Here is a 22,038-nt window from a genome sequence, read left to right as displayed (position 1 = left end):
CGATGCAACAGTGTTTGCGAGATTTGCTTATATATTGGCNATGTGGCGGAGTGGACGGGACTCGAACCCGCGACCCCCGGCGTGACAGGCCGGTATTCTAACCAACTGAACTACCACTCCTGGTAGGTAGCTTCGGCACCTTGCGGCAACCCAAGCGCTACGAACTTGGCGACCCTACGGGGATTCGAACCCCGGTACTCACCGTGAAAGGGTGATGTCCTAGGCCTCTAGACGATAGGGTCAAAACCTTAGGGCCGACCGACAGCGCACGTGGTGGAGGTAAGCGGGATCGAACCGCTGACCTCTTGCATGCCATGCAAGCGCTCTCCCAGCTGAGCTATACCCCCCGGGTGTGCTGTGAACCCGCGACCCCCGGCGTGACAGGCCGGTATTCTAACCAACTGAACTACCACTCCTGGTAGGTAGCTTCGGCACCTTGCGGCAACCCAAGCGCTACAAACTTGGCGACCCTACGGGGATTCGAACCCCGGTACTCACCGTGAAAGGGTGATGTCCTAGGCCTCTAGACGATAGGGTCAAAACCTGTGGACTGATCCGTTCGACAGTGCTGACAACTTACTTGGTGGAGGTAAGCGGGATCGAACCGCTGACCTCTTGCATGCCATGCAAGCGCTCTCCCAGCTGAGCTATACCCCCTTGGGTAGTTGTCAATTTTTGACGCAACTGCATGTTTTATACATGCTTTTTCATCATCTATCGAGCCTCAAATTATAGAACGCTTTTCAAGCCCCTCGCAATCTTTCGATCACATTTTTTTTCGTGGCAAGGGCCAGCACGGCATCGAGCGATGGCGTCTGGGCCGTGCCCATGACCAGCACCCGTACCGGCATGGCCAACTGCGGCATCTTCAAGCCATGCGCGGCCAGCACTTCCTTGAGCGCAGCAGCGATGGCCGGCTTGTCCCACGCCACGCCCTCCAGCCTCTCGGCCAGCGCGGCGATGGCGGGCCGCACTGCGTCCGTCACATGCAGCGCCAACTCTTCGGGCTTGGGCTGCACGCCGCGGTAGAAGGCCGCAGCCCAATTCGCCAACGCCACCGTGGTGTCGCAACGGTCCTTGAACAGGCCACAGATCGCGGGCAACCGCTCGTCGGCCTCGATGCCTTGCTTCTTCAACTGCTCCGCCACCAGCGGCGCAAGCACGTCGTCTGCCGTGGCCTTGAGGTGCTGGGCGTTGACCCAGCGCAGCTTGGCCTCGTCGAATTGCGCGGCGCTGCGGCCAAGATGGTCCAGATCGAACCATTCAAGGAACTGCGCGCGGCTGAAGATCTCGTCGTCGCCATGGCTCCAGCCCAGGCGCGCGAGGTAATTGACCATGGCGTCGGGCAGGTAGCCCTCGTCGCGGTACTGCGTGACGGGCTTGGCGCCGTAGCGCTTGGACATTTTTTCCACGCGCTTCTCGCCCTGCTCGTCCACCACTTCGGCCAGCACGGTGGGCAGATGGGCGTAGACCGGCGGCTCCTTGCCCAGCGCGCGAAAGATGTTGATCTGGCGCGGCGTGTTGTTGACGTGGTCGTCGCCACGGATCACGTGGGTGATGTCCATGTCGATGTCGTCGACGACCACGCAGAAGTTGTAGGTCGGCGTGCCATCGGGCCGGGCGATCACGAGGTCGTCCAGTTCGTCGTTGCGGATCTCGATGCGGCCCTTGACCTTGTCGTCCCAGACCACCACACCGTCCTGCGGGCTCTTGAAGCGCAGCACAGGCTGCACCCCCTCTGGCACCGGCGGCAACACCTTGCCGGGCTCGGGCCGCCAGGTGCCGTCGTAACGCGGCTTTTCCTTGTTGGCCATCTGGCGCTCGCGCAGCGCGTCAAGTTCGGCAACTCCCATGTAGCACGGGTAGACCAAGCCCTGCGCCTGCATCTGGGCGAGCACGTCCTTGTAGCGGGCGATGCGCTGCATCTGGTAGAACGGGCCTTCGTCGTGGTCCAGTCCCAGCCAGCGCATGCCCTCGATGATCACGTCGACGGCAGCCTGCGAGGAGCGCTCCAGGTCGGTGTCCTCGATGCGGAGCACGAACACGCCGCCGCTCGCGCGGGCAAACGCCCACGGATACAGCGCCGAACGGATGTTGCCCAGGTGGATGAAGCCCGTCGGAGACGGCGCGAAGCGGGTACGGACTGGAGTCGTTGGCATGTCAGGCATGGAAATCAGGCGGCTTCTGCGTTGGGCAGGGCAAGGCGCGAGCTGTCGGCGTCGTCCTCGTTGCCGCCCACGCGGCGCTCGTTGAGGCGGGCGATGTCGCCGTCGGAGATGTCGCCCGTGACGTAGACACCATCGAAGCACGACGCGTCGAAGCCATGGATGGCCGGGTTCAGCGAGCCGATGGCCTTCTTCATGCCGTCCACGTCCTGGTAGATCAGTGCATCGCAGCCGATGATGGCGCGGATCTCTTCGACGGTGCGGCCGTGCGCGACCAGTTCGTCCTTGGTGGGCATGTCGATGCCATAGACGTTGGGATAGCGCACCGGCGGCGCGGCGCTGGCCAGGTAGACCTTGCGGGCACCCGCATCGCGCGCCATCTGCACGATCTCGCGGCTGGTGGTGCCGCGCACGATCGAGTCGTCGACCAGCAGCACGTTGCGGTCCTTGAACTCGCTGGCGATGGCATTGAGCTTCTGGCGCACCGACTTCTTGCGAACGCCCTGCCCCGGCATGATGAAGGTACGGCCCACATAGCGGTTCTTCACGAAGCCTTCGCGGTACGGAATGCCCAACAGCTGCGCCAGTTGCATGGCACTGGGGCGGCTGGATTCGGGAATTGGGATCACCACGTCGACGCCACTCGGAGGCAGGGTCGACACCAGGCGCTTGGCCAATGCCTCCCCCAGGTTCAGCCGGGCCTGGTAGACCGAGATGCCGTCCATGACCGAATCGGGCCGCGCCAGGTAGACGTACTCGAAGATGCAGGGATTGAGCCGCGGCGACTCGGCGCACTGCTCGGCATGCACCTGGCCCTGCAGGTCGATGAACACCGCCTCGCCGGGCTGCACATTGCGCTCGAACTCGTGGCCCGTGCCTTCCAGCGTGACGGACTCGCTGGCCACCATGACGGTGTCGCCGCTGCGGCCGATCACGAGCGGACGGATGCCATGGGGGTCGCGAAACGCCAGCAGGCCGTAACCCGCGATCAGCGCAACCACGGCGTAGGAGCCGCGCACGCGCTTGTGGACGGCGCGCACCGCTGCGAACACGTCGGCGATCTTGAGCGGCACGCCGCGCGTGGCGCGCTCCAGTTCGTGCGCCAGCACGTTGAGCAGCACCTCGGAATCGCTCTCGGTGTTGGTGTGGCGGTGGTCGGTACTGAACAGCTCGGCCTTGAGCGCATGCGCGTTCGTGAGGTTGCCGTTGTGCACCAGAACGATGCCGAACGGCGCATTGACGTAGAAGGGCTGTGCCTCTTCCTCGCTATAGGCGTTGCCGGCCGTGGGATAGCGCGCCTGGCCCAGGCCGCAGTTGCCCGGCAGCGCGCGCATGTTGCGCGTGCGGAACACGTCGCGCACCATGCCCTTGGCCTTGTGCATGAAGAACTTGCGCTCCTGCTGCGTCACGATGCCGGCCGCATCCTGGCCACGGTGCTGCAGCAGCAGCAGCGCGTCATAGATCAGCTGGTTGACAGGGGCATTGCTGACGACGCCGACGATTCCGCACATGGTTGATCCCGCAGGTAAAAGGCGCGGCCAGGCTCAGGCCGCAAGACTCAGGGTAGATACTCGGCAAGCCCGCTCGGCAGGGCCTGCTTGAACGCATGCAGCACCGACACCGTGATGCCGGCCCCGTGGGACTCGCGCCACCAGGGCTCGCGCTGCAACGGCGTATTGGAGATGATGACGCCGGCCGCCAGAATCAAGATGGCGCCGCGCAACAGGCCGAACACCATGCCCAGCACACGGTCCACCGGCCGCAGGCCCACCGCCTGCACCAGCCGCTTGAACAGCGCCGCCAGCAGCCCGCAGGCGAATGCGCCCAGCACGAACACCAGCGCGAACGCGGCCACATAGCGCACCGTAGCCGTTGCACCGCCCATTGGCAAGTGCGGCGCCACATCGGGCGCCAGCCATTGCGCCAGCACGAAGGCGGCGATCCACCCCAGCACCGACAGCACCTCGAACACCAGCCCGCGCCAGGCCCCCAGCAGCAGGGAGCAGACCAGCACGGCCAACAGGATCCAGTCGAGGGTGGGCATGCACGGCGTCAGAGCGTGAGCACGGAGGCCGGCAGGCTCAGCGACTTGATGCGTTCTGCCGCCTTGTCGGCCTCGGCGCGTACGCCATAGGGGCCCACACGCACGCGGATGCGCGCGCCGTCCTTGGTCTGCACTTCCTGCGTATAGGTCTTGAGGCCGGCGCGCTCCAGGCGCTGGCGCGTCTCGCGCGCCTTGTCGGCATCGGCGAACGCACCCACCTGCACGACGAAGCGACCGGCCTGCTCGGCGCTGGCACTGGCCGGCGCCGCGGCGGGCGCCGCAGCCTTGCCTTCCAGCAGCGCGCGGGCGCGGGCGCCGCTGTCGGCGGCTGGCGCCGGCGTGGGGGCAGGCGTAGTAGCCTTGGCTTCGGCCTTTGGCTCTGCCTTGGGCTCATGCCTCGCTTCGCTCTTCGGCTCGGCCTTGGTCTCTGCCTTCGTCTCGGCCCGGGGTTCGACCTTGTGCTCTGCCCTGGGCTCCGCCTTCGTCTCGGCGCGTGCCGGCGGCGCCGCGGGCACCACCTCTTCCCTGGCATTCAGGCTGGCATCGGCCGACACCGTGCCCGGCGCAGCGCCGGGCGCGGCCTGCGCCACCTTGCCGCCTGCACCGGCACCCGGCATGGCGGCCTTGTCGCGGTCAGGAATCTCGATCGGGATATCGACCTGGATCGGCCGCGGCTGCGAGTCGAACAGCAACGGAAAACCCAGTACACCGACCAGCACGAGCACCGTCGCGCCGATCAGCCGATGGCGCGCGCGGCGGCGCATGTCGTCGATGGTTTCCGCTGGGCTGGCCGGCTGCTCGTCGCCCTTGGGGCCGCGTGCGCGGAACTTGAAAAAAGCCATGGAAATGAGTTCAGCTACCGAGGTGCTTGGCGTGCAGTTTGGGGAGGCCTTGCTCCAGCACGCCACCTACGGTCAGGAACGACCCGAAGACCAAGATTCTATCAGCGGGGTTCGCACTGGCCACGGCCGCCGCCAGCGCCGGGACGGGCCCGGCATGCGTGCTGGACTGGACGTCCTTGCGCGTGTTCAGCGCCTGCCAGCGCTGCTGTAGATCCACCGCGCGTGCCGCCCGCGCGCCCGGCAGGTCACAGAAGTACCAATGCTCGACGACCGGCGCCATGCGGCGCAGGATGCCGTCCAGGTCCTTGTCGGCCATGGCGCCGAAGACCGCATGCGTGTTGGGGAAAAAGCCCATCGCATCGAGGTTGGCCGCCAGCGCCGATGCCGCATGCGGGTTGTGCGCCACGTCCAGTACCAGCGTGGGCTGGCCCGGCACGATCTGGAAGCGCCCGGGCAGCTCGACCAGCGCCAGGCCGGCCCGCACGGCTTGCGCGGGGATCGGCAAGCGCTCGCGCACGGCCATCAGCGCGGCCAGCACACCGGCCGCGTTGAGCAACTGGTTGGCGCCGCGCAGCGCCGGGTAGGCCAGGCCGCTGTAGCGCTTGCCGCGCCCGGCCCAGGCCCACTGCTGCTGGTCGCCCGAGAAATTGAAGTCCACGCCGGACTGCCACAGGTCGGCGCCGATGGCCTGCGCATGCCTGGCGATGCTGGCCGGCGGCATCGGGTCGCTCACGATGGCCGGGCGGCCCGGCCGCAGGATGCCGGCCTTCTCGAAGCCGATGGATTCACGGTCCGGCCCCAGGAACTCCATGTGGTCCAGGTCGATGCTGGTGATCACGGCGCAGTCGGCGTCGATGACATTCACGGCGTCCAACCGGCCGCCCAGGCCCACCTCCAGCACCGCCAAATCCAGCTTGGCGTCGGCCATGCAGCCCAGGATGGCCAGCGTGGTGAATTCGAAGTAGCTCAGCGTGGTGTCGCCACGCGCAGCCTCCACGCGCGCGAACTGCGGCAGCAGATCGGCCTCGGCCACCGCCTCGCCCGCGATGCGGCAACGCTCCTCGAAGCGCACCAGGTGCGGCGAGGTGTAGACGCCGGTGCGCCAGCCGGCCTGGCCAGCGATGGATTCCAGCATGGCGCAGGTCGAGCCCTTGCCATTGGTGCCGGCGACCGTGATGACGGTGCATTCGAAGCGCAGCTGCATGCGCTCGGCCACCTGGCGCACGCGGTCCAGGCCGAGATCGATCGCGCGTGAATGCAGTTGCTCGCAGTGCGCGAGCCAGTCGGCGAGAGTTCGGACAAGGGTTTCCATAGGGCGCGGATTGTCGCAAACGCGTTCGCCATAATCGCGCGCCATGACCACCCTGTACGGCATTCCGAACTGCGACACCGTCAAGAAGGCGCGCACCTGGCTCGACGACCAGGGCATTGCCTACACCTTCCACGACTTCAAGAAGGCCGGCGTGCCGGCGCAGCTGGACACCTGGATCGCGCAGCTGGGCTGGGAAGCCGTGCTGAACCGCAAGGGCACAACCTGGCGCAAGCTCGATGCCGCGCAGCAGGCTGCCGTGCACGATGCCGCCAGCGCCGCGGCACTGCTGCGCGCGCAGCCCAGCGCGATCAAGCGCCCGGTCGTCGAATGGGACGACGGACCCGTGACCGTGGGCTTTGCGCCCGATGCCTGGGCCGCGCGCCGCAACTAGTTTTTTCACTCTGTCTTTTTGAGACCATGACCACCAGCAGCATCGCGGGCGTGACCGTCACGACCCAGGCCAATGTGTACTTCGACGGCAAATGCGTCAGCCACGGCATCACCTTTCCTGACGGCACCAAGAAGAGCGTGGGCGTGGTCCTGCCGGCCGAACTGACCTTCGGCACGGCCGCGCCCGAGATCATGGAATGCGTGGGCGGCGCCTGCGAATACCGCCTGGCCGGCACCGATGCCTGGGTCAAGTCCAGCGCGGGCGAGGAGTTCAGCGTGCCGGGCAACACGAAGTTCGACATCCGCGTGACGGCCGAGACCGGGCCGTACCACTACATCTGCCACTACGGCTGAGCAGCCTCAGACCACCACCGGCTCCGGCTCCAGCCGGATGCCGAAGCGCTCATAGACGCTGGTCTGGATCGCCCGCGCCAGCGTCATGACCTCGCCGCCCGTGGCAGGGTGTTCCGCCCCGCCGCGGTTCACGAGCACCAGCGCCTGCTTCTCGTAGACGCCCGCATTGCCCACGCTCTTGCCCTTCCAGCCGCAGGCATCGATGAGCCAGCCCGCGGCCAGCTTGATGCTGCCGTCGGCCATCGGGTAGTGCACCACGCGCGGGTCGCGGCCGATGATGTCGGCGCACTGCTCGGGTGTGACCGTGGGGTTCTTGAAGAAGCTGCCGGCGTTGCCGATCACCTGCGGGTCGGGCAGCTTGTGGCGGCGGATCTCGCAGACCCAGTCGAAGATCTGCTGGGCCGTGGGCGACCGGATGCCGGTCTCGGCCTGCTTGCGCTCCAGGTCCACATAGCCCAGCACCGGCTTCCAGGGCTTGGGCAGGCGCAGCCGCACGCGCGTGATGAGCGCGCGGCCCGCCAGGCCGAAGTCCGACAGCTCGGCCGCCGCATGCTTGAACACAGAGTCGCGGTAGCCGAAGGCGCATTGCGCGGCATCGAGCGTGAACGGCTTGCCCGTCGCCAGGTCGATGCCATCGAGCGATTCGAAACGGTCCTGCAACTCCACGCCGTACGCGCCGATGTTCTGCACCGGCGAGGCGCCCAACGTGCCCGGGATCAGCGCCAGGTTCTCCAGCCCCGGGCAGCCCTGTGCCAGCGTCCAGGCGACGAAGGCGTGCCAGTTCTCGCCGGCACCGGCCTCGACGATCCAGGCGCGGTCCGTCTCCTTGACCACGCGCCGCCCCATGATCTCGACCTTGAGCACCAGCGCGCGCACGTCGCCCGTCAGCACGATGTTGCTGCCGCCGCCGAGCACGAACTTCGGCGTGGCCGCCAGCGCTGGATCGGCCAGCACGGCGGCCACGTCGGCCTCGCACGCCACGCGCACCAGCGTCTGCGCGCGCGCCACGATGCCGAAGGCGTTGTAGGCCCGCAGAGGCACATTCATCTCGACTAACATCCCGGAATTGTCGCATCGCATGCCGGCCCTGGCGTCCGCGTCCACGGCCCGGCGCAACCTCCAGGAACACCAGCCATGCCTTCTTTCGACACCGTATGTGAAGCCGACCTCGTGAAGGTCCGCAACGCCGTGGACAACAGCGCCAAGGAAATCGGCACCCGCTTCGATTTCAAGGGCACCTCGGCCGCCATCGAGCTCAAGGACAAGGAGATCACCCTCATCGGCGACGCCGAATTCCAGCTCGACCAGATCGCCGACGTGCTGCGCAACAAGCTCACCAAGCAGGAGGTCGATGTGCGCTTCCTGGACATGGGCGACGTGCAGAAGATCGGCGGCGACAAGGTCAAGCGCGTGATCAAGGTGCGCAACGGCATCGAGGCCGAACTGGCCAAGAAACTGCAGCGCCTGGTCAAGGACAGCAAGCTCAAGGTGCAGGCCGCCATCCAGGGCGAGAGCGTGCGCGTGACCGGCGCCAAGCGCGACGACCTGCAGGCCGCCATGGCGCTGATCCGCAAGGACATCACCGACATCCCGCTGTCGTTCAACAACTTCAGGGACTGATGCGCGTGCGCCCGGCTCCGGCGCTGGCCGCCCTGCTGCTTGCGGCCTGGCTGGGCCAGGCGCTGGCCCAGCCGGCGGCGCCGTCTGTGGCGCTGACGGGCGTGCTGGGCCAGCGTGCCCTGCTGGTCGTGGACGGCGCCGGGCCGCGCAGCGTCGCCATCGGCGAGACCTGGCGCGGCGTCAAGCTGCTTGCGCTGCAGGGCGAGCAGGCCGAGCTGGACATCGGCGGGCACCGCACCAGCGTTCGCCTGGGTGGCTCGCCCGTCGCCATGGGCGCGCCGGCGGCCAACCGGCGTATCGTGCTGCAGGCCGACGGCCGCGGCCATTTCATGGGCCAGGGCCGCATCAATGGCCAGCTGGTGCAGTTCATGGTGGACACGGGCGCCAGCACCGTGGCGATGGACACCTCCGAGGCGGAACGCCTGGGGCTGGATTTCCGCAAGGGCCGGCAGGTGAGCATGGGCACCGCCAACGGCGCCACCCTGGTCTGGGTCGTCCGGCTGGCCTCGCTGCGCATCGGCGAGACCGAGCTCCGGGACATCGAAGCCGCCGTCCTGCCCCAGCCCATGCCTTACGTGCTGCTCGGCAACAACGTGCTGGCGCGGTTCCAGATGAGCCGCGGCCCGCAGCAGATGGTGCTGGAGCAGCGCTACTGACGGCCATGCAGCCCACCGCCATCCCCCACCCGCAGGATGCCGAATACGAGGACCTGCTGGGCCTGTGGTCCGAGCTGGAGGCAGGCCTGTCCACGCTCCTGCTGCGCCCGCGCCAGGCAGCCGAATTCCCGCGCAAGGTGCAGCAGTACGACCGCTGGATGCAGGACCTGCTGCAACACGACATGGACACCGGCCTGTACCTGCTGTACCAGCTCGCGGCCAACCGCACGCTGGGCTACAGCAGCGCGCATGCGCTGGTCTGCGGCGTGCTGTGCCATGTGCTGGCGGCCGAACTGGCGCTGCCGCAGGCCGAGCGCGACAGCCTCGTGGGCGCAGCACTGACCATGAACCTGTCGATGACGGCTCTGCAGAACCGCCTGGCCGAACAGTCCGAAGCGCCCAGCGCGGAGCAAAAGGAACAGATCGGCGCGCATGCGCAGACCGGCAGCATGCTGCTGGGCCGCCTCGGCGTGGACAACGTGGAATGGCTGCAGGTGGTCGCCCTGCACCATGAGGCCCTGCCCGGCGCCGCACTGGAGACGCTGGCGCCGGTGCAGCGGCTGGCCCGCATCCTGCAGGTGGTGGACCGCTACGCCGCCATGATCAGCCCGCGCAAGTCGCGCGCCGCGCGCAGCGTGATCGAGACCGTGCGCGCCATGCTGGGCCGCGGCGATGTTGCGCGCGAAGCGGCCGGCATGGCACTGGTGCGCGCCGTGGGCCTGTGCCCACCGGGCAGCTTCGTGCGGCTGGATTCGGGCGAGGTGGCCCTGGTGCTGCGCCGTGGCCGCCAGGCCAACCACCCGCTGGTGGCCACCGTGCTCGGCCGCAGCGGCGACAAGCTGCCTGCGCCCCGCCTGCACCGCATCGGCCACGGCGGCCCGGCGATCCAGTCGGCGCTGACGCCCGACCTGCTGCGCAACCGCGTGCGCATCAACCACCAGGCCCTGCTGCGCCAGGGCCTGCAGGCCGAGCGCGCGCACGCGGCCTGACGGCGCCCTACTTCTTCTTGCTGCCCAGGCGCGATTCGCGGCCCTGGGCCAGCCGGCCGATGTTCTCGCGGTGGCGCCAGAACAGCAGCAAGGCCATGGCGCCCAAGGACAGCGCGATGCGCTTGTCGGCATACCAGGCCAGGCCGTTGCCGAACAGGTAGTAGACCGGCGCGAAGATGGCCGCCACCAGCGACGCCAGCGACGAGTAGCGGAAGAAGAAGGCGATGATGACCCAGGTCAGTGCCGCGGCCAGGCCCAGCATCCAGTCCACGCCGAACAGCACGCCCAATGCCGTGGCCACGCCCTTGCCGCCCTGGAAGCGGAAGAACACCGGGTACAGGTGGCCCAGGAACGCCGCCAGGCCGACAAGCGCCACCGTGCCCTCCTGCAGCCCGAAGCGCTCGCCGTACCAGACCACCAGCGCCACCGGCAGCCAGCCCTTGAGCGCGTCGAGCAGCAAGGTGATGAGGGCCGCGGCCTTGCTGCCGGAGCGCAGCACATTGGTCGCGCCGGGGTTCTTGCTACCGTAGCTGCGCGGGTCCGACAGGCCCATGGCACGGCTGACGATCACGGCGAAGGACAAGGAGCCCAGCAGGTAGGCCGCCAGCGTGGCGAGGATGGAATTCATGGGATGCAAATGTCTCCGGCGAAAAGCGCGCGCATTGTGCCAGCGCCGCCCGCCATCGGGGCCTCAGAGCGGCAGGGCGCACTGCACCGGTGTGGCGCCGAGCAACTGCACGCAGACCTGTGGATCGATGCCCACCAGGAAGCCGCGCCGCCCGCCGTTGATGGCAATGCGCGGCAGGGCCAGGACGGTCTCCTCGATGTAGACCGGCATGCGCCGCCTGGTGCCGAACGGCGAGGTGCCGCCGACCAGGTAGCCGCTGTGCCGGTTGGCCACCTCGGGCGCACACGCATCGACCGACTTGGCGCCGATCTGGCGCGCCAGGTTCTTGGTGGAGACCTTGCGGTTGCCATGCATCAGCACCAGCAGCGGCTTGGCGTCCTGGTCCTGCATCACGAGTGTCTTGACGACGGTGAACGGATCCAGGCCCAGCACCTCGGCGCTGTGCTGGGCGCCGCCGTGCTCCAGGTAGGCGTACGGGTGCTCGGTGAACGCCACCTTGTGGGCGCGCAGCAGCTGCGTGGCCGGCGTCTCGGAGACGTGCTGCTTGGCCATGCGGCTACTGGGCGGGATCGCCCAATTCCAGGTGCAGCGCGTCCAGCGCCGCCAGGATCTCGGGCGACAGTTCGGTGGCGAAGGCGGCCACGTCTTCTTCGAGCTGCGCCACGCTGGTCACGCCCAGGATCGTGCTGGCCACCTGCCACTTGGCTGCACAGAACGCCAGCGCCAGCTGCGTGGGCGTGAGGCCATGTTCGCGCGCCAGCGCGTTGTAGCGGCGCGCGGCGGCCAGCGCCGCGTCGCGGCCCCACCGGCCCGAGCGCACCGAGGCATAGCGGGCGATACGGGCCTCGCCCGGGGCGTCCGGGCCGCTGGTGCCGCCCGCGTCGTACTTGCCGGTCAGCAGGCCGAAGCCCAGCGGCGAGTAGGCCAAGAGGCCCACGTCCAGCCGGTGCAGGGTTTCGTCCAGTGCGTGTTCCACGCTGCGGTTGATCAGGCAGTAGGCGTTCTGCACCGAGGCCACGCGCGCCAGGCCATGGCTTTCTGCCAGGCGCACGAACTCGTGCACGCCGTAGGGCGTTTCATTGGACAGGCCGATGGCGCGCACCTTGCCCGCGCGCACCAGGCTGTCGAGCGCGCGCAGCTGCTCCTCGATGTCGGGCGTGGGCTTGTCCAGCGCCGGGTCGAAGTAGCGCGCGCCGAAGGCCGGCAGGTTGCGCGCCGGCCAGTGGATCTGGTAGAGGTCGATCACATCGGTGCGCAGGCGCTGCAAGCTCGCCTCGCACGATTCCACGATGTCGCTGGCCTTGAACTCGGCCCGGCCCTGGCGGATCCATGGCATGCCGCGCGGCGGGCCGGCCGCCTTGGTCGCCAGCAGCACACGCTGGCGCGCGCCCGGACGGGCCGCGAACCAGTCGCCGATGATGGTCTCGGTGGCGCCGTAGGTCTCGGCGCGCGCCGGCACGGCGTACATCTCGGCCGTGTCGATGAAGTTGATGCCCAGTGCGAGCGATCGGTCCAGGATGGCGTGCGCGGTGGCGCTGTCGACCTGCTCGCCGAAGGTCATGGTGCCCAGGCAGAGCGGCGTCACGTGCAGGCCACTGCGGCCCAGGGGAACAGTGTGCATGGAAGAGCTTGTCGGTACGGCAAAAAGAAGCGCGGGAGTGTCGCAGCTTTCGTGTCGCGCGGCTGACCGCTCCCGGGCCGACGGCTGCCCTACCATCGCCGCCCATGTACCAGCCCCTCCGCCCCTCGCGCAGCGAACACATTGCCCTGCGCACGCTGCGCGCCCATGTCCGCCTGTGGGGCGAACCCGCCCCTGGCCGCGTGCCGCTGGTGCTGGTCCACGGCTGGATGGACGTCTCGGCGTCCTGGCAGTTCGTGGTCGACGCGCTGGCGCGCGAGCACTTCGTGATCGCACCCGACTGGCGCGGCTACGGCCTGACCGAAGCCGCGCCGGTCGACAGCTACTGCTTCGCCGACTACCTGGGCGACCTGGACTTCCTGCTCGACCACTACGCCGGCGACCAGCCCGTGAACCTGGTCGGCCACAGCATGGGCGGCAACGTGGCCATGATGTACACGGGCGTGCGGCCGGCCCGCATCCGCCGGCTCGTGAACCTGGAAGGCTTCGGCTCGCCCGAGCACCGCGCGGACGAGGCGCCCAGCCGCTACGCGCGCTGGATGGACGAGCTCAAGCAGTTCCACCGTGGCGACATGGCGCTCGCGCCGTACGACAGTGCCGACGGCGTGGCCCGCCGCCTCATGCGGACCAACCGCCGGCTGCCGCAGGACAAGGCCGACTGGCTGGCGCGCGAATGGGCGCACGCAACGCCGCGCGCCGATGGCAGCCTGGAGTGGCGCATCCGTGGCGACGCCGCGCACAAGACCATCTTCGCCCAGGCCATGCGCGTGGACGAGGTGCTGGCGCTGTACCGCGCGATCACGGCGCCGGTGTTGGCGGTGGAGGCGTCCGACGACAGCCTGTCGCAATGGTGGAAGGGCCGCTACACGCTGGCCGACTACCACGAGCGGCTGCGCGAGATCGCCGACTGCACCGTGCTGCGCATCGACGACGCCGGCCACATGCTGCAGCACGACCAGCCGCTGGCGGTGGCACGGGCCATCGAGAAGTTCATCGCTTGAGCGAATATTGCGCAGGGCTGTTGCAGCCAGCGCGCAATTGCCGTCCAATGCCATCCGGGAAATCCCGGAGACCCGCATGAAACTCAGCCTCAAGCTTCCGCTTGCCTTCCTCGCCGCCCTGGCCGCCTTGCTGTGTGCCGCACTGTTCGGCATGTACCAGCTCAACCAGGGCTTGGGCACCTACGAGACCACGGTGCGCGCGCACACGGCGCAGGAGCGCGATGTCAGCGGCCTGCTGAACGACTTCAAGACCCAGGTGCAGGAGTGGAAGAACGTGCTGCTGCGCGGCAAGGACCCGCAGCAGCGCGCGCGCTACTGGGCCGCATTCCAGCAGAAGGAAGCCGTCATCGCGCGCGATGCGGGCCTGCTCGCCGCCGCCCTGGGCACCAGCGAAGCGGGTGCGCTGGTCGCGCGGTTTCGGGCGGCCCATGCGGCCATGGGCGAGGGCTATCGCAAGGGCTATGCCGCGTTCGAGGCGGCCGGATTCGACGCCAGCGCAGGCGACAAGGCTGTGCAGGGCATGGACCGCGAGCCCGCGCAACTGCTCGACCAGGCCGGCGAGAAAATCGCCGCCGCGAGCCAGGCCATCGCCACGGCGGCGGCCGAGCAGTCGCGCCGCGCACTGGGCATCAGCCTGGCCACGATGCTGGTGGTCTGTGTGCTGGCCACCGTGGGGGCCATCCTGTTCAGCCGCTCCGTCGTGCGCCCGCTGGACCGGGCCGTGGCCGTGTCGCGCGCCGTCGCGGCCGGCGACCTGACCGCCGCCGCCCAGGTGCTGGGCAAGGACGAGGTGGCCCAACTGCTGAACGCGCTGCACGCCATGCAGGGCGCGCTCTCCACCGTGGTGGCCAATGTGCGCGAGAACGCCGAGGGCGTGGCCACGGCCAGCGCCGAGATCGCGCTGGGCAACAACGACCTGTCGTCGCGCACCGAGCAGCAGGCCTCGGCCCTGGAGCAGACGGCGGCCTCCATGGAAGAACTCGGCGCCACCGTGCGCCAGAACGCCGACAACGCGCGCAGCGCGAACGGCCTGTCGCAGGAGGCCTCGCGCATCGCCGCCGAGGGTGGCGCCGCGGTGGGCCGTGTGGTGCAGACCATGCAGGGCATCGCCGACGCCTCGCGCCGCATCGCCGACATCACCGGCACCATCGACGGCATCGCCTTCCAGACCAACATCCTCGCGCTGAACGCCGCCGTGGAAGCGGCCAGGGCCGGCGAGCAGGGCCGCGGCTTCGCGGTGGTGGCCAGCGAAGTGCGCCACCTGGCCCAGCGCAGCGCCGAGGCGGCGCGCGAGATCAAGGCGTTGATCGGCGCCAGCGCCGCCCGCGTGGCGGAAGGCTCGGCCCAGGTGGACGCGGCCGGCGCCACCATGCAGCAGGTGGTGGCCGCCATCCAGCGTGTGACCGACCTCATGGGCGAGATCAGCGACGCCAGCCAGGAGCAGAGTTCCGGGGTGACCCAGATCGGCGAGGCGGTGACGCAGATGGACCATGCCACCCAGCAGAACGCCGCCCTCGTCGAGCAGAGCGCCGCCGCGGCCAGCAGCCTCAAGTCGCAGGCCCACGACCTGGTCCAGGCCGTGGCCGTGTTCCGGCTCGGCAGCGGCCAGCCGCGCCTTGTGCACGCGCTGCCCGCAGTGGCCTGAGCCCCTGCCCTCCCCGGCCGCCGCAGGGCCACGGCGGGCCGGCGGATGCGCATGAGAAAATCGCACGTTTTGCCGCAAGGCACCACCCGATAAGCGAGAACACCATGGACGCAGAACACATCAACCAGATCGGCACCCAACTGACGGACCTGGCCGCAAGGACCCAGGAACTACGGGGGTATCTTTGACGCCGATGCCAAAGCCGAACGCCTGAGGACCGTCAACGCCGCGCTGGAAGACCCCGCGGTCTGGAACGAGCCCAAGAAAGCGCAGGAGCTCTCCAAGGAGAAAAAGGCGCTGGAAGACGTCGTCATGACGCTGGAGCGCCTGGCGCGCGAGCTGTCCGACAACACCGAGCTCTACGAGATGAGCAAGGACGACGGCGACGAGGCGGGCCTGGCCACCATCGAGGCCGAAGGCGCCAAGCTGGCGGCCGAGGTCGAGGCCCTGGAGTTCCGCCGCATGTTCAGCAACCCGGCCGACCCGCTGAACTGCTTCGTCGACATCCAGGCCGGCGCCGGCGGCACCGAGGCCTGCGACTGGGCCAGCATGCTGCTGCGCCAGTACCTCAAGTACGCCGAGCGCAAGGGCTTCAAGACCACGGTGGAAGACGAGTCGCCTGGCGACACGGCCGGCATCAAGGGCGCCACGATCAAGATCGAGGGGGAGTACGCGTTCGGCCTGCTGCGCACCGAGACCGGCGTGCACCGCCTGGTGCGCAAGTCGCCGTTCGACAGCTCGGGCGGGCGCCACACCAGCTTCGCCAGCATCTTCGTCTACCCGGAGATCGACGACTCCATCGAGATCGAGATCAACCCGGCCGACGTGCGCACCGACACCTTCCGCGCTTCCGGCGCCGGCGGCCAGCACATCAACAAGACCGACTCGGCCGTGCGGCTCACGCACATCCCGACCGGCATCGTGGTGCAGTGCCAGGATGGCCGCAGCCAGCACAGCAACCGCGACGTGGCCTGGAAGCGCCTGCGCTCGCGCCTGTACGACCACGAGATGCGCAAGCGCCAGGAAGAGCAGCAAAAGCTCGAGGACAGCAAGACCGACGTGGGCTGGGGCCACCAGATCCGCAGCTACGTGCTGGACAACAGCCGCATCAAGGACCTGCGCACCAACGTCGAGATCTCGGCCACGCAGAAGGTGCTGGACGGCGACCTGGACGCCTTCATCGAAGCGTCGCTCAAGCAGGGCATCTGAGGATGAAGACCGAAGCCCTGATCTTCGACATGGACGGCACCATGGTCGATTCCATGCCCTGGCATGCCAAATCCTGGGTGGCGTTCTGCCGCCGGCACGGCATCCAGATGGAAGCTGCCGAGATCCTCGCGCGCACCACCGGCCGCACCGGCGTGGAGTGCATGGCCGAGGTCTTCGGCCGCCCGCTGGGCGAGGCCGAGGCGCTGGCCTTCGTGCACGAGAAGGAGCAGATCTACCGCGACCTGTTCAGGGCGGAGTTCCGCGAGATCGCCGGCTTTGCCGCGTTCGCGCGGCAGGCCGCGGCGCGCGGACTCAAGCTGGCCGTGGGCACGGCCGGCGACAGGCACAACATCGCCTTCGTGATGTCGCGCCTGGGCATGGATCCCCCGCCGCTGGCCATCGTCGGCGGCGACGAGGGCCTGTCCGGCAAACCCACCCCTGCCATCTTCCTGGAAGCGGCGCGCCGCATCGGCGTGGCGCCCGAGCGCTGCATCGTGTTCGAGGACGCACCCTTCGGCATCGAGGCCGCCCGCCGTGGCGGCATGCGCGCCGTGGCCGTGTGCAGCACCCACAGCGCCGAAGAACTCGCCGGCCCGCATGTGATCGCGGCCGTGCGCACCTACGACGAACTCGCCCATTCGAAATTTCTGGAGATGCTCGATGTTGCAATTGCGTGATGCGCAGAGCCAGCCCGTGGCGATCCGCCGCGGGGACTACCAGGCACCGGCGTTCTGGATCGACACGGTCGACCTCTGCTTCGACCTGGACCCGGCCAAGACCCGGGTGCTCAACAAGATGGTGCTGCGCCGCAACCCCGAGGTGCCGGCCCAGGCGCTGCGGCTGGACGGGGAAGAGCTGAACCTTGCCCGCGTGCTGGTCAACGGCCAGGGGACCTCGTTCCGCATCGAGGGCGGCCAGCTGGTGCTGGAGAACCTGCCGGCGGCCGAGGAAGGCGCCTTCGCGCTGGAGATCTTCACCACCTGCGCGCCGGCCAAGAACACCAAGCTGATGGGCCTGTACGTCAGCAACGGCTCGTTCTTCACGCAGTGCGAGGCCGAGGGCTTTCGCCGCATCACCTACTTCCTGGACCGTCCCGACGTGATGGCCAGCTACACGGTGACCCTGCGTGCCGACAAGACGCTCTACCCGGTGCTGCTGTCCAACGGCAACCTGGTCGAGCACGGCCCGCTCGAAGGCACCGGCAACGAGAACCGCCACTTCGCCAAGTGGGTCGATCCGCACAAGAAGCCCAGCTACCTGTTCGCGCTGGTGGCCGGCAAGCTCGTGGCGCGCGAGCAGCGCATCCGCTCGCGCCTGGGCGGCGACCATTTGCTGCAGGTCTACGTGCGCCCCGGCGACCTGGACAAGACCGAGCACGCCATGCAGTCGCTGATGGCCTCGGTGGCCTGGGACGAGGCCCGCTTCAGCCTGCCGCTGGACCTGGAACGCTTCATGATCGTGGCGACCAGCGACTTCAACATGGGGGCCATGGAGAACAAGGGCCTCAACATCTTCAACACCAAGTACGTGCTGGCCAGCCAGGCCACGGCGACCGACGTGGACTTCGCCAACATCGAATCGGTGGTGGGCCACGAGTACTTCCACAACTGGACCGGCAACCGCGTGACCTGCCGCGACTGGTTCCAGCTGTCGCTCAAGGAAGGCCTGACGGTGTTCCGCGACCAGGAGTTCAGCCAGGACCTGTGCGCCGAGCCCTCGGCCCGCGCCGTCAAGCGCATCGAGGACGTGCGCGTGCTGCGCACCGCCCAGTTCCCCGAGGATGCCGGCCCGATGGCGCATCCGGTGCGGCCGGACAGCTACGTGGAGATCAACAACTTCTACACCGTCACGGTCTACGAAAAGGGCGCCGAGGTCGTGCGCATGATGCAGACCCTGGTGGGACGCGACGGTTTTGCCGCCGGCATGAAGCTGTACTTCGAACGCCACGACGGCCAGGCCGTGACCTGCGACGACTTCGCCCAGGCCATTGCCGATGCCAATCCCGGCTCCGAACTCGCACGCCTGCTGCCGCAGTTCAAGCGCTGGTACAGCCAGGCCGGCACGCCACGCGTGCAGGCCAAGGGCCGGTACGACGCCGCCGCGGGCCGCTACACGCTCACGCTCGCGCAGAGCTGCGCGCCCACGCCGGGCCAGGCACTCAAGGAGCCCTTCGTGGTCCCGGTCGCGCTGGGCCTGCTGGGTGCCGACGGCCAGGAGCTGTCCACGCAGCAGCCCGCACTGTTCGTGATGACCGAGGCGCAGCACGAGATCGTGTTCGACGGCTTGTCCGCCGAGCCCGTGCCTTCGCTGCTGCGCGGCTTCTCGGCCCCCGTGATCCTGGACATCGACTACACCGACGCCCAACTGCTGGCCCTGCTCGCGCACGACAGCGATCCGTTCAACCGCTGGGAAGCCGGCCAGCGTCTGGCCTTGCGCCGTGCGCTGAAGGCCATCGCGGACGACGGCTCCGCCGCCGCCCAGCCGGTGCTGGACGCCGCCTTCCTCGACGCCATGCGCGAGGTGCTGCGCCACCCCACGCTGGACGCGGCCTTCAAGGAGCTGGTGCTGACGCTGCCGTCCGAGACCTACCTGGCCGAACAGCTGGACGTGGTCGACCCGCAACGCATCCACGCCGTGCGCGAAGCCATGCGCGCGCAGCTGGCCACGGCCTTGTTCGACGACTGGCAGTGGGCCTACGAGGAACACCGCGACAACGGCGCCTACCAGCCCGACCCGCGCTCATCGGGCCGGCGCGCGCTGGCCGGCCTGGCGCTGGCCCAGCTGTGCCTGGCCGCGCGGTCCAGTGGCGACACGGTCTGGCCAGGCAAGGCCTACCAGCGCTTCAAGGACGCCGGCAACATGACCGACCGCTTCAACGCGCTGTCGGCCCTGGTGGCCAGCGCCCACGCGCTCGCCACGCCGGCCCTGGAGCGCTTCCACGCGCTGTTCAAGGACGAGGCCCTGGTGCTGGACAAATGGTTCGCGCTGCAGGCCGGGAGCCCCGACCGCAACGGCAACGTGCTGCCGGCCGTCAAGCAGCTCATGAAGCATGCCGACTTCAACCTGCGCAACCCCAACCGCGCGCGCAGCGTGATCTTCAGCTACTGCAATGCCAACCCGGGCGGCTTCCACCGCACGGACGCGGCCGGCTACGTGTTCTGGGCCGACCGCGTGATCGAGCTCGACGGCATCAATCCGCAGGTCGCCGCCCGCCTGGCGCGCGCGCTGGACCGCTGGAAGAAGCTCGCCGAGCCCTACCGCACGGCCGCCCGCGAAGCGCTGGCCCGCGTGGCCGCCAAGGCCGACCTGTCCAACGACGTGCGCGAGGTCGTGACCCGCGCACTGGACTAGATGGCCTCCGGCTTTTCACTCCCTTCGGTCGTGCAACTCCACCCCCGAGGTGGAGGCGCGGCCGGCTTGGGGCGGCCCGGCGCCCGGCCGCATCTCATCACCCACTTCAAAGGAATCCCATGACCCAGAAAGTCTCACTGACCCGCTACCTGGTCGAGCAGCAGCGCGTCGACGGCCTGATCCCGGCCCAGCTGCGCCTGCTGCTGGAAGTGGTCGCCCGCGCCTGCAAGCGCATCAGCTTCGCCGTCAACAAGGGCGAGCTCGGCGACGTGATGGGCGCTGCCGAGACGCAGAACGTGCAGGGCGAGGTGCAGAAGAAGCTCGACATCATCGCCAACGAGGTGCTGATCGAGGCCAACGAATGGGGCGGCCACCTGGCCGCCATGGCCTCCGAGGAGATGGAAGGCATCTACGTGGTGCCCAACCGCTACCCGCAGGGCGAATACCTGCTGCTGTTCGATCCCCTGGACGGCTCGTCCAACATCGACGTGAACGTCAGCATCGGCACCATCTTCAGCGTGCTCAAGAAGCCCGACGACCATCCCGGCGTGCAGGAAGCCGACTTCCTGCAAGCCGGCGCCAAGCAGGTCGCGGCCGGCTACTGCATCTATGGCCCACAGACCACGCTGGTGCTGACGGTGGGCGATGGCGTGGCCATGTTCACGCTGGACCGCGAGCAAGGATCCTTCGTGCTGACGCAGGAGAACCTGCGCGTCCCGGAGGACACCAAGGAGTTCGCGATCAACATGAGCAACATGCGCCACTGGGACGCTCCCGTGAAGCGCTACATCGACGAATGCCTGGCCGGCAAGGATGGCCCGCGCGGCAAGGACTTCAACATGCGCTGGATCGCCAGCATGGTGGCCGACGTGCACCGCATCCTGATGCGCGGCGGCGTCTTCATGTACCCCTGGGACAAGCGCGAGCCCGAGAAGCCGGGCAAGCTGCGCCTGATGTACGAGGCCAACCCCATGAGCTGGCTGGTCGAGCAGGCCGGCGGCGCCGCGACCAACGGCAAGGAGCGCATCCTCGACATCGAGCCGACCAAGCTGCACCAGCGCGTGAGCGTGATCCTGGGTTCGAAGAACGAAGTCGAGCGCGTGACCGGCTACCACGCCGAAAAATGACGCTATAATCGCGGGCTACGCCGGTGTAGCTCAGTCGGTAGAGCAGCTCATTCGTAATGAGAAGGTCGAGGGTTCGATTCCTTTCTCCGGCACCAGAAAATCAAAGGGTTAGGTCTCACAAGGACCTAGCCCTTTGTGCTTTCTGCGCCACCGATGGCAGGTGTAGCCACTTGCTCGGGGCCACATCGGCCACCTGCGCCCACCGGCAGTCCGAATCGCCTGTTTTTCGGGCACCGCGGTGCAGGCCGCGCCAGTCAACGATCCCCGCAGTTGCCCTATCGGTTGTCCACAGGGTTGCCCACGTGTGACAGGCACAAGTCGGAAGACACCAACGGCCAGGCAGCTCAAGGACGGCGTTTCATGGCCGCCCGCGTCGGGCGGATGGGCCGCAGTTGCCGACATCGACGTTGCCGAGCAAGGTCCAAGCGCACGTGTGGCTTGCGTACCGACTGCCTCCCGTCCTACTGCCCCGCACCGCACGGCTTCTTAGGCTGGTGGGGTTCCCAACGGCGCCACGTTCGGTGCAGCGGATCACATCAAAAAGGAAGCGAAATGAAGAAGCTGATTTTGGCAACGGGCTTGGTTCTGGCCCAGGCGGCAAGCATGCAGGCGTTCGCACAGAGCGACACGGGAGGCTCCAAGAGCGCGCCGACCCCTTCGGCGCAGGCCAACGGAGAAAAGGGCACGGCACCGGCAGGCCCCAAGGCCGGCATGGCCGGCACCGATGCGCCCGGCATGGCCCCCAAGAGCGGCCCAGCCCCGAGCGGCAAGGCACCCGCGCCGACGACCGAGTCGATGGGCGAGAAGGCGCGCATGCCGGCTGAGCGCAAACCTTCAACCGGTTCTACCGATGCCGCAGGACGCGGCACGGCGGCAGAGCGCAAGGCTGCTCCTACGCCGTCTGCGGAAGCCAATGGCGAGAAGGCCGACAAGAAGGGTGGCGTGGGCGAAATGAAGCCGTCCGCGCCCGCCAAGTGATCTGATCCGCCGAGCTGGTCAAACGCCCTGGGGCGTTTCCAGCGTCCGTAGGCTCGGTCCATGCCCCCGCCGCAACGGCCGGGCTGCG

The 22,038-nt window shown here is 68.3% G+C and carries 21 protein-coding genes and 6 tRNA genes; 13 read left to right on the top strand and 14 right to left on the bottom strand.

Annotated elements, in window-relative coordinates; all coding sequences use genetic code 11:
• Window positions 1-43: 43 nt before the first annotated feature.
• The 10 genes from ASF44_RS16130 to folC form a co-directional block, all read right to left on the bottom strand.
• Window positions 44-120 (bottom strand) — tRNA-Asp (locus tag ASF44_RS16130).
• Between the two features lie 46 nt (window positions 121-166).
• Window positions 167-242, bottom strand: a tRNA-Glu gene (locus ASF44_RS16125).
• A gap of 29 nt (window positions 243-271) precedes the next feature.
• Window positions 272-347 (bottom strand) — tRNA-Ala (locus tag ASF44_RS16120).
• 115 nt (window positions 348-462) lie between these two features.
• Window positions 463-538 (bottom strand) — tRNA-Glu (locus ASF44_RS16115).
• Window positions 539-581: 43 nt separating this feature from the next.
• Window positions 582-657 (bottom strand) — tRNA-Ala (locus ASF44_RS16110).
• 86 nt (window positions 658-743) lie between these two features.
• A complete protein-coding gene (gltX, locus tag ASF44_RS16105; protein WP_056900228.1) occupies window positions 744-2,168 on the bottom strand; it encodes a glutamate--tRNA ligase in 1,425 nt (474 codons plus the stop codon).
• 5 nt (window positions 2,169-2,173) lie between these two features.
• Window positions 2,174-3,676, bottom strand: a complete 1,503-nt coding sequence (gene purF, locus ASF44_RS16100; protein ID WP_056900227.1) for an amidophosphoribosyltransferase — start codon at window positions 3,674-3,676, stop codon at window positions 2,174-2,176.
• Window positions 3,677-3,723: 47 nt separating this feature from the next.
• Window positions 3,724-4,209, bottom strand: a complete 486-nt coding sequence (locus ASF44_RS16095; RefSeq protein ID WP_056900226.1) for a CvpA family protein — start codon at window positions 4,207-4,209, stop codon at window positions 3,724-3,726.
• A gap of 8 nt (window positions 4,210-4,217) precedes the next feature.
• A complete protein-coding gene (locus ASF44_RS16090; protein WP_056900225.1) occupies window positions 4,218-5,051 on the bottom strand; it encodes an SPOR domain-containing protein in 834 nt (277 codons plus the stop codon).
• 10 nt (window positions 5,052-5,061) lie between these two features.
• On the bottom strand, window positions 5,062-6,363 hold the full coding sequence (gene folC / locus ASF44_RS16085; RefSeq protein ID WP_056900224.1) for a bifunctional tetrahydrofolate synthase/dihydrofolate synthase: 1,302 nt from the start codon (window positions 6,361-6,363) through the stop codon (window positions 5,062-5,064).
• Window positions 6,364-6,406: 43 nt separating this feature from the next.
• Between folC and ASF44_RS16080 the strand changes: the two genes are divergently transcribed.
• Both ASF44_RS16080 and ASF44_RS16075 read left to right on the top strand, forming a co-directional pair.
• Entirely contained in the window at window positions 6,407-6,754 is a 348-nt protein-coding gene (locus ASF44_RS16080) for an ArsC family reductase (protein WP_056900223.1), read from the top strand.
• A 26-nt stretch (window positions 6,755-6,780) separates the two neighbouring features.
• A complete protein-coding gene (locus tag ASF44_RS16075) occupies window positions 6,781-7,107 on the top strand; it encodes a pyrimidine/purine nucleoside phosphorylase (protein WP_056900222.1) in 327 nt (108 codons plus the stop codon).
• 6 nt (window positions 7,108-7,113) lie between these two features.
• Here ASF44_RS16075 and murB read toward each other — a convergent pair whose 3' ends face one another.
• Window positions 7,114-8,166: a UDP-N-acetylmuramate dehydrogenase gene (murB, locus tag ASF44_RS16070; protein ID WP_056900221.1), complete on the bottom strand. Its 1,053-nt coding sequence runs from the start codon at window positions 8,164-8,166 to the stop codon at window positions 7,114-7,116.
• Between the two features lie 75 nt (window positions 8,167-8,241).
• On the opposite strand from murB, the gene ASF44_RS16065 reads away from it, so the two are divergent.
• From ASF44_RS16065 to ASF44_RS16055, 3 genes are read left to right on the top strand one after another with little or no spacing between them, the layout of a single operon-like run.
• The gene (locus ASF44_RS16065; RefSeq protein WP_056900220.1) at window positions 8,242-8,727 is read left to right on the top strand and encodes a YajQ family cyclic di-GMP-binding protein; all 486 of its coding nucleotides are present in this window, start codon (window positions 8,242-8,244) and stop codon (window positions 8,725-8,727) included.
• 5 nt (window positions 8,728-8,732) lie between these two features.
• A complete protein-coding gene (locus tag ASF44_RS16060) occupies window positions 8,733-9,383 on the top strand; it encodes a TIGR02281 family clan AA aspartic protease (protein ID WP_235579233.1) in 651 nt (216 codons plus the stop codon).
• Window positions 9,384-9,388: 5 nt separating this feature from the next.
• Entirely contained in the window at window positions 9,389-10,372 is a 984-nt protein-coding gene (locus ASF44_RS16055) for an HD-GYP domain-containing protein (RefSeq protein ID WP_056900218.1), read from the top strand.
• Window positions 10,373-10,379: 7 nt separating this feature from the next.
• Here the strand turns inward: ASF44_RS16055 and plsY are convergent, their stop codons facing one another.
• From plsY to ASF44_RS16040, 3 genes are all read right to left on the bottom strand, one after another.
• On the bottom strand, window positions 10,380-11,000 hold the full coding sequence (gene plsY / locus ASF44_RS16050; protein WP_082524801.1) for a glycerol-3-phosphate 1-O-acyltransferase PlsY: 621 nt from the start codon (window positions 10,998-11,000) through the stop codon (window positions 10,380-10,382).
• 63 nt (window positions 11,001-11,063) lie between these two features.
• Window positions 11,064-11,552: an aminoacyl-tRNA deacylase gene (locus ASF44_RS16045; RefSeq protein ID WP_056900216.1), complete on the bottom strand. Its 489-nt coding sequence runs from the start codon at window positions 11,550-11,552 to the stop codon at window positions 11,064-11,066.
• Between the two features lie 4 nt (window positions 11,553-11,556).
• On the bottom strand, window positions 11,557-12,621 hold the full coding sequence (locus tag ASF44_RS16040; RefSeq protein ID WP_056900215.1) for an aldo/keto reductase: 1,065 nt from the start codon (window positions 12,619-12,621) through the stop codon (window positions 11,557-11,559).
• 104 nt (window positions 12,622-12,725) lie between these two features.
• On the opposite strand from ASF44_RS16040, the gene ASF44_RS16035 reads away from it, so the two are divergent.
• The 8 genes from ASF44_RS16035 (at window position 12,726) to ASF44_RS16000 (ending at window position 21,950) form a co-directional block, all read left to right on the top strand.
• Window positions 12,726-13,640: an alpha/beta fold hydrolase gene (locus ASF44_RS16035; protein ID WP_056900214.1), complete on the top strand. Its 915-nt coding sequence runs from the start codon at window positions 12,726-12,728 to the stop codon at window positions 13,638-13,640.
• 76 nt (window positions 13,641-13,716) lie between these two features.
• Complete coding sequence (locus ASF44_RS16030; protein WP_056900213.1) at window positions 13,717-15,285, top strand: methyl-accepting chemotaxis protein; 1,569 nt, start codon at window positions 13,717-13,719, stop codon at window positions 15,283-15,285.
• Window positions 15,286-15,389: 104 nt separating this feature from the next.
• Window positions 15,390-16,494 (top strand): peptide chain release factor 2 gene (prfB, locus tag ASF44_RS16025; RefSeq protein WP_156374523.1). Its coding sequence is split into 2 segments (ribosomal slippage): window positions 15,390-15,470 and window positions 15,472-16,494, totalling 1,104 coding nucleotides; the frame shifts between segments, so codons are not numbered across the junction.
• A gap of 2 nt (window positions 16,495-16,496) precedes the next feature.
• A complete protein-coding gene (locus tag ASF44_RS16020; protein WP_056900211.1) occupies window positions 16,497-17,171 on the top strand; it encodes an HAD family phosphatase in 675 nt (224 codons plus the stop codon).
• Window positions 17,155-19,845, top strand: a complete 2,691-nt coding sequence (gene pepN, locus ASF44_RS16015; protein WP_156374522.1) for an aminopeptidase N — start codon at window positions 17,155-17,157, stop codon at window positions 19,843-19,845. Before ASF44_RS16020 ends, pepN begins: the two co-directional genes overlap by 17 nt.
• Before the next feature lie 119 nt (window positions 19,846-19,964).
• Entirely contained in the window at window positions 19,965-20,972 is a 1,008-nt protein-coding gene (locus ASF44_RS16010; protein ID WP_056900209.1) for a class 1 fructose-bisphosphatase, read from the top strand.
• 19 nt (window positions 20,973-20,991) lie between these two features.
• Window positions 20,992-21,067 (top strand) — tRNA-Thr (locus ASF44_RS16005).
• A gap of 457 nt (window positions 21,068-21,524) precedes the next feature.
• Window positions 21,525-21,950, top strand: a complete 426-nt coding sequence (locus ASF44_RS16000; protein ID WP_056900208.1) for a hypothetical protein — start codon at window positions 21,525-21,527, stop codon at window positions 21,948-21,950.
• Window positions 21,951-22,038 lie beyond the last annotated feature (88 nt).

Origin of the sequence: Pseudorhodoferax sp. Leaf274 (assembly GCF_001422445.1) — a bacterium.
Taxonomy (GTDB): domain Bacteria; phylum Pseudomonadota; class Gammaproteobacteria; order Burkholderiales; family Burkholderiaceae_C; genus Pseudorhodoferax.
Note: the sequence above shows the minus strand (reverse complement) of the source record. Positions and strands in the feature narration are given on the sequence as shown.